We start from the raw sequence: 11852 nt of genomic DNA, 5'->3' as shown, positions 1-11852 counted from the left end.
GTGCCTAATACTCATTTCATATAGTATTCGATCAAAACAGTTTTCACTTTTTAAATAAATAGAAGTGCCTAAAATGTTTTTTGCTTGTTTCAGCTATCATTTGACCAATCGGTTTTACGTTTTTTATGCATTTAGAGTACCAAAAATTGGTTATTACTCGTTTCAACTATCATTCGTTCAAACGATTTTTTCAGCTAATTTAATTAGGTTTTTTATAAAATAAATTTCATAAGAAGGTAAATTACATGGAGATTGAAAAAGTAATATTAAGGGTTATTGAGATGCCGTTAAAGAAGCCTTTTACAACTCATCTTGCAACAGTCACAACAAGGGAGTCGATTATTGTTGAAGTAGTTGATAAAGACGGGTTATCAGGATTTGGCGAAGTGGTGGCTTTTTCTTCCCCATGGTATACAGAAGAAACGGTACAAACCACCTATCATATATTGCAAGATTTCTTGATTCCAATCCTATTTCGCACAAAAATTGAACAGCCGCAAAACGTATCTCAATTATTTGCCAAGATTAAAGGAAATCATATGGCAAAAGCGGGACTGGAAACAGCGATATGGGATTTATATGGAAAAAGAAACAACCGATCCATTGCAGAAATGATCGGGGGAGAACGAAAGCAAGTTGCCGCCGGAGCAGTCGTTGCCGCTAAAAACAAGATAGAAGCGATTGAACAAATAGGAAAATTCCATGACCTTGGATATCAGCGAATAAAAATCAAAATTCAGCCGGGGCTTGATTATTCCTATATAAAGGAGATTCGCCATCAGTTTCCCGATCTTCCGTTAATGGTCGATGCTAATTCTGCTTATTCATTGGATGATGTAAAAAAATTGCAGGCTCTTGATGAATTTCAGTTGATGATGATTGAGCAACCATTGGGGGACGATGATCTAGTCAAACATGCGATTTTACAAAAACAAATCCAAACACCGATTTGTTTAGATGAAAGTATTGTCAGTTTCCATGATGCAAAAAGTGCGATTCAATTAGGCAGCTGCCAAGTGATGAATGTGAAAATTGGACGTGTCGGCGGATTGCAAAATGCACTGGACATCCATCATTTATGTAGAAAAAATCAAATTCAATTATGGTGCGGCGGCATGATTGAGTTTGGGATTTCAAAAGCGTTTAACCTTGCACTCGCCTCATTACCCGGCTTTACCCTTCCCGGCGATATACCGGCTTCGACAAACTATTGGGAGGAAGATATTACCGAACCGGAAATTGAAGTAAACAACGGGTGGATTTCTGTACCCGACAAAGCGGGAATCGGCTTTTCCATAAATCAAAAACGATTGCATGCAGTGACAGTACATAGGGAAATTTATCAAAAACGTGCTGTTTAGGAAACAGGGCCGCTTTGTGCGCGACGTACAAACTGGTTGGCAAAGGCTGTTCATCATTATTTTCATTCTTATTTGAGATTCGCATATTTTAAAGACGGCTGGGATGTTTCATCGATATAAAAGAGGATTTTTTGCCCAAAATAGTGATGAGAACAGGGCTCGTCGCCAAAATTGAGCATTTCTCACCTCAAAACGACGACGAGAATGAGGCTCGTCGCCAAAAAATAGAGTTTCCCGCCTCAAAACGACGACGAGAATGGGTTTCGTCGCCAAAAAATGATGTTTTCCACCCAAAAATGGTGACGAGAACGGGTCTCGTCGCCAAAAAATAGAGTTTCCCGCCTCAAAATGACGACGAGAATGGGTCTCGTCGCCAAAATTGAGCATTTCTCACCTCAAAATGACGACGAGAATGGGTCTCGTCGCCAAAATTGAGGATTTCTCATCGCAAAATGGTGACGAGAACGGAGCTCGTCGCCAAAAAATGATGTTTTCCACCCAAAAATGGTGACGAGAACAGGGCTCGTCGCCAAAAATGAGCATTTTTCACCCAAAATTGGCGACGAGAATAAGTTTCATCAATTTATATGCTCTTCTAAGTGCGAAACCAAGATAGAACAAAACAAACAGGCTGTTCAATAGAAGAATCCACTTTTGAACAGCCTTTCTTTTTAGTCAAATTTACTTTGTAAGTCTTCCGCTAATTTAAAAACCATGATTCGTTCGCCGGTGTTTGTACTGATATCTGTGTAAAAACTTGTAACTTCATGACCGGTAATTTCAAAAATGATTTTTTTTAACTCATCTGCACCCGATTCTACCAAACTATTGCGATTCTCTTTGACAGACAGCAATCCTTCCTTATCTTTACAAAGTGAATATTCGGCAGGGGTTAAAATACCACGCAACGAAACAATAATCATATCACGTAAAATATCTGATTTTACAGAAATGGACCCGCGTCCTAGATATGTTTTTTCCCAATGTGTTAAAGCTTTGCTGATCTCTGCCTCAAGCGCTCCTTTTGTTTTCTCCATCATCTTTTCCCTTTCTTTATCTATATCTCTAACCATCATGATAAAATTATATCAAATAACGAAATGTATCCATAATTTTTTTCAAACTTCCTTTTTACTACATTTTTGCAAAAGGAGCAATGCTCAAATTTCAATCATCACGTCCAGCTTATCCATTGGCCGTCAGAATCGATAGAAGCAAGTCGAATCCAACCGTTAGTCAGTTTTTGTTTCAATAAAGAATTTCCTTCAAGTAAACGCTCGATGTATTTTCTTGGAGCTTGAATAACAACAAGCAATCGTAATGGTTCATGAAAATATTCACGATCTGACTGCATAACCGATTGCCATGGCAGACCTGTCAGTAAGTCACTGGCATTCCCCTGCATGATACCAATACCGGCAGTTACAGTCTGGGTTGTTTTATTTCCGCTTCCATAATAATGGGGTGCAACGGTTGAAGCATAGTATTGCAAATTTATCCACTGGGCAACCGTTACCGGACCGGATATAATGTTATTAAGGATGGTGCCGTCCTGGTCCTTCCGCCAATCATAATTGTGTAAGAACGAGCGCCCCTCCAGGTTACAAGCTTCAGTTAATTTCCGTTCACCGATAATAAAACTGGCATTTTTGGCTAACCCCCACTCCGGACGAACTTCACTCCAATCTTCCGCCAAACGTCTTGCTTCCTTACTTGGGTCTCTATCATTGCGTTTATAAGACGGTATTTGAATTATTCGCTCTGCATTTGCTTCTTCATGAACTTGAGGAAGTGCAGCTTGAACTTGTTCAAAAGCCTCCTTTGCTCTCTCTGAAAGATTTGGTACATCTAACCAGCGTAATTCATCAAGTGATGTAATATGTTCGGCAGCCACAAACACCGTGTCATGTGGTATGACAATTCCTTCTTCAGCTAATGCTTTTCTAACTTCCTGATCGTTACACACTGAAGTTAATACTCTTGCATTAAACCCGCTTGACGCTCCCCCGCAAGCACCACAATCGAGACTTGCCGCATATGGATTATTCGTACTAATACTTCCATGGCCGCAAATAACGATAAGCGGCGCAAACTGGTCCGTGAGTCCCATCGTCACTAATGCTTGCCGGGCGAAATGAATTTTTTCCTCCTTAGAAAATCCTGTTGGTATAGACTGTGTGGCTCTGTCTTTCCGATCCAAAGTAAGTTGGGTGGCAGGTTTCTTTGCCCATGATTTTCGCATTTTTCGTAAACTATTTCCGGCTCGTCGTGGCATAAAACTTCTCGCCAACGTTTGTAAACTTAACCAAGGACCGCTAATTTCCGGAAGTAACATACTTGACATTAATTGCTGTTTTAAGTTTTTAAAGGTATGTGAAAAGGAACCGGCTACCTGTTGTCTTTCTAAATAATTTTTTAACTCGGGAACAGCTGACGTTTCCCGAATTTTATATTGTGGCTTAAACATGACCGGCAAAGATGGATGAACATGGTCACTCCCAAGTTCACATGTTTCGATCGGTAGGCCAAAAAACCCGGCAGTTCCAATTGTTTCAAACGGACCGACTTTTTCCAATTTACGTCGGAACGGCTCCGAGCGAACATCAATACAAAAGACAAATTGCGCATTCGGTTTCGTTACATGATTATTAAAAGGATTTTTTCCAGTAATGATTCTCCGCAGCTCATCTTCATACGTTTCCTCCCATGCTTGTAACCATAACTGATTACGGACAATTTCATCAAAATGAAGTGCTAACGAGAGCCTCGATTTTATTTCAGAAAAAGACAAATGAAACCAACTATCGGCAGGCAATTCTCCCCAATTCGCCCATGATTGTAATAGTTCTTCCATCATCCCTGATTGGTTTTGTTTTTGCTCTGGTAAAGGAAGGTACTTTTTGATTAATAGCCATTCGGTCGTAAGTCGAACAGCCAAGTATTCGGTAAGCAAATTTTCCTCACCTTGAACATTTTCTGCTCGCCAAAGCATCATCCCCGCCCAGCCCGGTAAACTGAGCAAATGAGCTTCCAAATAAGATTGAATTTCAGAATAAGGAATGCCAAGTTTTAACAAGGCTTCCTCAAGTGCAGTCGTTGCAGCTTCAGGGGTTTGTAATAATTCATCACGATATTGTTTAAAATTTGGATCTAATTGCGCAGAACTTCTCCATGCAAAATAAAATCCATTTTCCCGGTAAGGCATTGGCAAAACCGCTTGAGAGCGATCTAAATACAATTTACACCACTTTATCATATATTGATTTAATAAATTTGCGGCTTTGAGGGTGCCAATTTGTTCCAGTTGCTGACTCAAAGTTTTAATAAATAGTTTTTCTTCTATATCATGACCGAGCCGTACTAATTTCTTGGCCACTGATTTTATTTCCGGGCTCATATTCTTTTTCTTGCCATCACTGAAATCCATTAATGCTGGCAAACAAAATTTCTTTGCTAGATTATCGGGTAATTCTGTGACATTCCTCTCAAGCCATTGATCAAGCTTTGCAATTAAATGACCTTTATTAATTTTCCCGGATTCCCAAGCAGATTTAATCATTTGTTTATCGGGTAAAATATCTACATCGACAATCCCCTTTAATTTCCTTGCCACTTGTTCAAAAGGAAGAGATTCCATACCGTCCCAAGGATTCCGTGCCGCGAATTTATCAATCGGGCCGTAGGGGGAAATTACTTTTGCAGCAGAACCTACCAATTCAACAAGATTCAGACTCAGTAAATCCGCTTCTTTTTCAACTGTCATTCGTTTAGCTAATGTTGTACTCAACGGAAGCTCCCTCCTTGCAAAGGTATTTGTGCTAAATATTTTGGATGGCTTTCAATTAATTCTTGATCCGGTTCCCCTAATCGAAGCAACCAAAAATAAACTTTTGCATAAAGCGGTGAAGAACGGTGGCTCATTAACCAAGCACTAAATAAACTTCCAAGTGTTAAAATGAGTAAAACGAAAACACCGGCAATAAATGAGGATGTCCCGGCAACCGATTCATGAACTTCACGCAAAATTTCATGAAATCCCCCTTGTACAATCAAATATACCGCTCCCGTTCCGATAAACAGCAACCCGCCAACAAAACGACCCATTTGTTCGTTGCTCCTTGCAACAAGCTGAACCCATGAAAATGAAACCGACCAACCTAAAATAATGGCACTAACCAATTGATAAGAGTGATTAGGAGAAGAGAACCAAATGGCAATTCCTGAACCTAAACCAAGTATAATTCCGATAAAAATCAAAACCGGTGAATGATGTCCGGTTGCCAGCTTTATCTTATCTTTATTTTGATCAAAAACAGAACCCGATTGCAGGAACAAGGTTGCTTTAAATAATCCGTGAAGCACCGCGTGGGTAATGGCTGCCGCATATGCCCCTAAGCCGCACTGAATAAGCATAAATCCCATTTGGGCAACCGTAGAACCGACAAGTTGCCGCTTGTAATCGACTTGGACCAGCATGATACCCGTTCCAATTAATATAGAAAAACTGGAAATAACAATTAGAACGGTTTGGGAAAGATTCTCTTGAACAAGGGGGGCAAAACGGGTTAACAACATTCCCCCTGAATTGACAATCCCCGCATGCATGATTGCCGAAACCGGTGTCGGTGCAACAACGGAATTTAGTAGCCATTTCCCAAAAGGCCATTGAGCTGCCGGTATAAGAACCGCTGTAACCAATAACAAGTTCATCCCGGTTTTTTCCCATGAATGTAAAATTTCTGTCTCACTAAGAGCCATTGATAAATGCCATTCACCGGTTTTTTCGCTTAGCCAAATGATCGCTGCCAATAGGAAAAGCCAACTAATCAAAAACATTCGACCGGAACTCAGTGCTGCTTTTTTCGCTACTTGCCATTCCCGCTTCAAACCAATTAGTAAAAATAACCCGAATAAAGTGGCGCCAAAAAAGAACAACAACAGACGGAGATCATCACTAAACCAAGCAAGTGCATTGGAAACAGTCGTCAGTGTAAAAAGAATGAAGTATTTTCGATAAGACCGGTCTCCAAATAAATAACGGACAGAGAACTTTTGTAAAATAAGGCTAATTGTTAGAACAAATGAGGCTAAAACCCACGATAAAGAGTCTAGTCGCCACGGTCCTATGACAATACTTTCATGTAGATAAAATATTGCCAAGAAAGCAATGATCGGCCCCGGTACAAGTAAACACAGGTGGATTTGTAAAAACGATAATGGTATTTTTGGATGCAACAGGATCATTCCGCTTATAATTGGGAATGCAATCATGATAAAAAAGACGTTCATGATGAAATTCGGTTCAATTTGAGCATGCATGGAAATCCCCCCTGTTGCGATATAATTTTTTTCGAAGCTGTCTATCTTTACAGTTCATCCTCATTTATTTCTTTCCTTTCCAACACAACTTTGACAAATAAAAAACCGACAATTTCATCCGTTGTATGGCATTCAATTACCATAAAACGTGGAAATTGTCGGTTTACGATTAACGAACCGGTCCTCGGTTTTTAATCCGTCTACCTATTATTCAATTAATCTGGGCAATAAAAATGACCCGATCTATAATATTATTTCAAATAAAGTACACCGTTCAAAAATGTAATTACCGTTACATCCTTTTTCATACCGCCAATTCATCATTAACGATATGCTAAAGGTTCATTACATTTAAAACATAATTTTATAAGTTATAATACTAATTCGAAAATCATCTGTCAAGTAATTTATTACAATCATTTTTTATTGTAAGTTTCTTTGCAGCTACTCTATTTCATTAACATGTTCCATACCGGATTAGATTGTATTTTGCAATAGAAAAGTGCAGAGAAATGCAATTAAAAATGCAGAGGTTTGCCACCCATTTAATTCCTTTTCGACAATGCGTGGGACAGTCTATAGCTCTCGCCATGAAAAGAGATGATATGGGCGTGATGAATTAGCCTGTCCACTAACGCTGCTGTTAATCGAGAATCTGTAAAGATCCGGTTCCATTGACTAAATTCTAAGTTAGATGTAATAATTACGCTTTTCTGTTCATAAAACTCCGATATAATTTGGAATAATAATTCAGCTCCTTCTTTACTAAATGGTAAGTATCCCATTTCATCTAAAATGACCAAATCAACCTTCTCCATCCGTTTTCTAAATGCTGATAAACGGTTGTTACGTAAAGCTTGCTCTAATTCCTCAACTAGGTGGGCAACACGGTAAAAACGAACCTCAAAACCTAGTTCACAAGCTTTTCTCCCTAGTCCTGTGGCTAAATGAGTCTTCCCTGTCCCGGGTGAACCAACTAAAACTACATTTTCTCGATTCTCAATAAATTGTAGGCTACACAAATCCTCTTTGGTTAAGTGAGGAGGGAACCGAAGTTGTTCGGTCCACTCGTAATCATGTAAACTCTTTTTATCTAAGAACTTCGCCTTTTTTATCAAGCGGATCGCTCTCGCTTTTTCTCTTAATCTTATTTCCTCCTTAAGTAGCCTATACAAGAATTGTTCCGGAGTTTCAAACGGTATTTGCTCGTATACATCCGCAACATAAGCTAACCTCAATGACTTACACAATTCTTTAATGTCCTGTTTCAATTGACAGCCTCCTCTCTAGGAGTTAATGAATCGTATTTACTCCAGTCCACTTCATAAGGATTATTATCACTAGGTAGCTTATCCTGTGCAATTAATTCATAGAACTCTTCATTAATCTTCTTCATGTCATGAGAAACTAATAAACTAGCTAGAGCTTCTAATCGTTTTCGTCGAATAATTAAATTATCTACCAACAAAAATTCTTTAATTCTTCCCGGTAAATACTTATTATAGCGCGAATATTCTACAACCCTTGGTTTATGAATCCATGTTTTAATTATTGAAAGCCATGGTAAAGCTTTTCGCTTTTTCATATATGGCCGATAGTCATCCAATAATATCTCCCCATTAGGTGAAACAATCTTTAATTGATCCCATGTTAATATCATTTGTAATTGACTATAGTTGCCACCCTTAGGGACATGAACCAACGTCTGATCCACTTTCACTTCATTATATTTGTTTACTTTAACAAGATGCTCTTTAAATACAGGATAGGGCTTTTCCGGTAATGCTAGAAGATAATCCCGTTCTTCCTGCCATAAGTCCTCAATACGTACGTTTTTGGCATAATGAATTCTATTTCTGTCCGCCTCTAATTTATGAAATAATTGATCAGTTAAACCCTCATAGCTGTCCATTATTGGAGCTGAAGTAAAAAAGTTATAGCGTATATATCCAACTTTATTCTCAACATTTCCTTTTTCATGGCCACTTCTTGGATTGCATACCTGCACATCAAAGCCATAATAATTCTGAAATTGAACAAATTCATCAGTTAATTGTGCTTCTTCATTTTTTGTCCTTTTTTTCTTCACAGCGGGGGTCAAATTATCGATTCTTATCCTTTTAGGTACTCCCCCAACCTGTTTAAAAAGAATATTGAGACCATGTAAGAAGCATTCTTGATTTTCAGCTGGTAACGGTACTGCAAATCCAGCATTACTATGAGGAAACGTCATAACTAAAGCATGAATATCCACAATTTCTCCATCTTGTACAGCTTCCATTACTCCAAAGTCTACTTGAGCTTCACCCGGAGGATGTTCTAATCTTTCATACCCTTTATCCTTTTCTTCTTGGTGAGTATTCATCCATTCAGAGATAAAGTAACAAACAGTACGATAAGAACCTTGGAAACCCATTTTCTTTAGTTCTTCAAATATTTGTTTCTTTGTTCTTCTTAATTTTTTCCTTAACTTTAAATCCTCAAAAAGCCAATCTGAAACAATTACTCCCCACTTTTCCTCATACATCATCCCTTTCTTTTTAAATGATTTCTGTTTAGGGAGTTGATCTTCATCCGCATACTTCTTAGCTGTTCGCCAATTAATTCCCATTGTTCTTTGTATTTCTGAAATAGATAAACCTTTGTTATTTCTTAAATGTTTGATACAATTAATATCAGACATTGCTAGCATCCTTTCTTACCTCCACTACCAATTGCTTGACACAATTACTGTAGTGGGACTTGGGGTGACTGGCAAGTCTTTTTTTGTTTATGCACAAAAATTTAGTGCAGGACTCTGCATTTTTCCTTTGCAAAGCTCTGCACTTTTATTTTGCCATACACAGGATTAGATTTTTACTTGAGTTTCGCGCCCCAAAGACAGGTTGGGATTTCGTCGTCAAAAATTGAGAGTTTCTCACCCAAAATGTCGACGAGATGAGGTTTCGCTGATTTATTTGTTTGACAAGGTGCGAAACTCAACTTTTATATTTTCTTCATAAAAGCATCCAAATATTTACAATACTATTGATATTTTCGATAAAATCCGCTTAAGTTCCGCAAATAGCCGATTGCCGGGCGAAAACTTCTCACCCGCTAACCGGAACATAAATAAAATTAGGATTACAAGTCGATTTTCTTTTCAATTAAGTAAGCTGTTCCTAAATAGAGTACAATCAATTCAATAATATTATATATACTTGATGCAATATTAAGCTTGAATATGCCTGTTTCTGAACTAATGCTCACCTCGTTACCTATACTTATTTCAAAATTATATAACTCTTCCATCGTTCCCATTTTAAATGTGTTAATATCAAAATAATAAGGAAACAGCTCAATAATTTGGACTTGGATAAATGCTAGAAGTCCGCTTAAAACTAAAAAGATAACAAACCATAAGCCGCCAATTTTTTTATTTCTAAACGTTACTCGGCCAAGTGCCATTGAAAAATAAATTAGAATAAAGAAATTAGCTAAATTGAAGATTCCACCAATAACACCGATAATTATTTCCTTCACTGAAACGACTTGACCTACAGCTTTGAACAGTTCGGAAAAATCAAACTCAGAAGTGCTAAAAATAGAAATCATCATTAAATTATATAAAAAGATGGCCAGCCCTAAAATAAAAAACCAAAACATTGCAACAAGTAACTTCGCCCCAACGATTTGATTTCCCGTTAAAGGAAGCGTAAAGGTTAAGTAACCACGATCTTCATATAATTCATTTTTGAAAGAGCTGACTATATATAAAAAGGTTGCCAAGCTCGTACCAAACAGGACGAGTACAGAAAGTGTCATGAAAATCGCTCCGAAATTCAAGAAATTTGAACTATCTCTTGAATACATATAAATTCCGGTAATTAATATCAAAACCAATGCTAAAATCCCTAATAAAATTTTGTACGTGCCTTTAATTTCATATTTCATTAATTTAACCACGTATAACTCACCCCTCACCAAATATTTCTTTATAAATTTCTTCTATTTGTTTAGCTTTTTCTTCCCTAAGTGCTTCTGCATTTCCAGTTAAAACGATCTGTCCATCTTTTAAGAAAACAACTTCATCAAACATGCTCTCCATATCTCTGACCAAATGTGTCGTAATAATCATTGAGCTATCTTCATTATAATTATTAATAATCGCATCTAAAATCTGGTCTCTAGCTACCGGATCAACACCGGCAATCGGTTCATCCAAAATATACAACTTTGCATTTCTCGACAAGACAAGAGCAAGATTTAATTTTTCATGCATCCCTTTTGATAAACTGTCAATTTTCATACTTCTGTTCAAATTCATAAAAGCCAGCAATTCATTAAACTTTGCTTCATCAAAATCTGTGTAAAAATCTTTGTACATATGGCAGGCATCTTCAATTCGCATCCATTTATACAGAAAATTTCGATCAGGTAAATAGGAAACAACAGATTTCGTTTTCACCCCGACTTTATTTCCGTCAATCAAAACTTCTCCACTCGTTTGCCTTAACAGTCCTGTTAAAATTTTTATCAGCGTCGTTTTTCCGCTGCCGTTCGGTCCTAGGATACCGACCACTTTTCCTCGTTCAATATTCAAGTTAACGTTGTCCAATGCTGTTTTGTTTGCATATTTTTTTGTCAGATTGTTTATTTCCACGATATTGCTCATATGCTCTCCTCCTTATTGGTCCATTCTGAAACCATTTTTTTTATAGCATCTATTCTAAAACCAAGACTTCCCATATCGAGGAAAAACTGATTTATCAGTTCGGCTGCTCGATCCTTTTTCAAGTTTTTTATTATATCTGTATCCTCAGTTACAAACGTCCCCATGCCTCTTTGTGTAAAAACCAGTTTTTCCCGCTCCAGTTCCTGGTAAACCCTTTGAATCGTATTCGGATTTACTTTCAACTCTTTTGAAAATTCTCGGACAGATGGCAATTTATCACCCCCATTTAGTTCGCCCGATGCAATTTTTGTTTTTATTAGGTTCATAATTTGAATATAGATTGGTAAATTACTATTGAATTCCATTTTTTCACCCCCAATACCTCCGTGTCTTAGTGTCCTAATCAAATGGTACACTAAGACAATTTCCATGTCAAGAAAATCGAGTCATTTTTTCCCAAAGTCCACTTTTTATTTATTCCTTGACCTTATTGTTTGCCAAACTATAAAGAAAACTCG

General features: G+C 37.6%; 10 protein-coding genes. 2 read left to right on the top strand and 8 right to left on the bottom strand.

What is annotated here, in order from left to right; translation table 11 throughout:
* The first annotated feature begins 245 nt into the window (after nt 1-245).
* Together menC and NSQ14_RS04555 are read left to right on the top strand one after the other, a co-directional pair.
* Entirely contained in the window at nt 246-1361 is a 1116-nt protein-coding gene (menC, locus tag NSQ14_RS04560) for an o-succinylbenzoate synthase (RefSeq protein ID WP_346216938.1), read from the top strand.
* 131 nt (nt 1362-1492) lie between these two features.
* The gene (locus tag NSQ14_RS04555; RefSeq protein ID WP_346216937.1) at nt 1493-1693 is read left to right on the top strand and encodes a hypothetical protein; all 201 of its coding nucleotides are present in this window, start codon (nt 1493-1495) and stop codon (nt 1691-1693) included.
* 339 nt (nt 1694-2032) lie between these two features.
* On the opposite strand, the gene NSQ14_RS04550 is transcribed toward NSQ14_RS04555, so the two are convergent.
* The 8 genes from NSQ14_RS04550 to NSQ14_RS04515 form a co-directional block, all read right to left on the bottom strand.
* Nucleotides 2033-2398 carry a DUF2294 domain-containing protein gene (locus NSQ14_RS04550; protein WP_034768556.1) on the bottom strand — a complete coding sequence of 122 codons (366 nt, stop codon included), beginning with the start codon at nt 2396-2398 and terminating at the stop codon, nt 2033-2035.
* A 137-nt stretch (nt 2399-2535) separates the two neighbouring features.
* Nucleotides 2536-5124 (bottom strand): DUF2309 domain-containing protein, encoded by a 2589-nt coding sequence (locus NSQ14_RS04545; RefSeq protein ID WP_428831590.1) that lies wholly within the window; start codon nt 5122-5124, stop codon nt 2536-2538.
* A 20-nt stretch (nt 5125-5144) separates the two neighbouring features.
* Complete coding sequence (locus NSQ14_RS04540; RefSeq protein ID WP_346216935.1) at nt 5145-6680, bottom strand: NADH dehydrogenase subunit 5; 1536 nt, start codon at nt 6678-6680, stop codon at nt 5145-5147.
* Between the two features lie 545 nt (nt 6681-7225).
* On the bottom strand, nt 7226-7951 hold the full coding sequence (gene istB / locus NSQ14_RS04535; protein WP_108897602.1) for an IS21-like element helper ATPase IstB: 726 nt from the start codon (nt 7949-7951) through the stop codon (nt 7226-7228).
* Nucleotides 7948-9363 (bottom strand): IS21 family transposase, encoded by a 1416-nt coding sequence (gene istA, locus NSQ14_RS04530; RefSeq protein WP_322107725.1) that lies wholly within the window; start codon nt 9361-9363, stop codon nt 7948-7950. The genes istB and istA overlap by 4 nt, the downstream gene beginning before the upstream one ends.
* 440 nt (nt 9364-9803) lie before the next feature.
* A complete protein-coding gene (locus tag NSQ14_RS04525; protein WP_034768551.1) occupies nt 9804-10625 on the bottom strand; it encodes an ABC transporter permease in 822 nt (273 codons plus the stop codon).
* Nucleotides 10626-10632: 7 nt separating this feature from the next.
* Nucleotides 10633-11334 carry an ABC transporter ATP-binding protein gene (locus NSQ14_RS04520; RefSeq protein WP_346216934.1) on the bottom strand — a complete coding sequence of 234 codons (702 nt, stop codon included), beginning with the start codon at nt 11332-11334 and terminating at the stop codon, nt 10633-10635.
* On the bottom strand, nt 11331-11699 hold the full coding sequence (locus tag NSQ14_RS04515) for a GntR family transcriptional regulator (protein ID WP_346216933.1): 369 nt from the start codon (nt 11697-11699) through the stop codon (nt 11331-11333). Before NSQ14_RS04515 ends, NSQ14_RS04520 begins: the two co-directional genes overlap by 4 nt.
* Nucleotides 11700-11852 lie beyond the last annotated feature (153 nt).

The organism is Caldifermentibacillus hisashii, assembly GCF_039654145.1.
GTDB classification, from domain to species: domain Bacteria; phylum Bacillota; class Bacilli; order Bacillales; family Caldibacillaceae; genus Caldifermentibacillus; species Caldifermentibacillus hisashii.
The sequence above is the reverse complement of the archived record's forward strand: the minus strand, read 5'-3'. Positions and strand labels throughout refer to the sequence as shown.

Excerpts from the sequence above, each read along its gene's own strand:
- menC (WP_346216938.1), top strand. The coding sequence starts at position 246 with ATGGAGATTGAAAAAGTAATATTAAGGGTTATTGAGATGCCGTTAAAG.
- NSQ14_RS04550 (WP_034768556.1), bottom strand. The coding sequence starts at position 2,398 with ATGGAGAAAACAAAAGGAGCGCTTGAGGCAGAGATCAGCAAAGCTTTA.
- NSQ14_RS04545 (WP_428831590.1), bottom strand. The coding sequence starts at position 5,124 with ATGACAGTTGAAAAAGAAGCGGATTTACTGAGTCTGAATCTTGTTGAA.
- NSQ14_RS04540 (WP_346216935.1), bottom strand. The coding sequence starts at position 6,680 with ATGCATGCTCAAATTGAACCGAATTTCATCATGAACGTCTTTTTTATC.
- istA (WP_322107725.1), bottom strand. The coding sequence starts at position 9,363 with ATGTCTGATATTAATTGTATCAAACATTTAAGAAATAACAAAGGTTTA.
- NSQ14_RS04520 (WP_346216934.1), bottom strand. The coding sequence starts at position 11,334 with ATGAGCAATATCGTGGAAATAAACAATCTGACAAAAAAATATGCAAAC.
- NSQ14_RS04515 (WP_346216933.1), bottom strand. The coding sequence starts at position 11,699 with ATGGAATTCAATAGTAATTTACCAATCTATATTCAAATTATGAACCTA.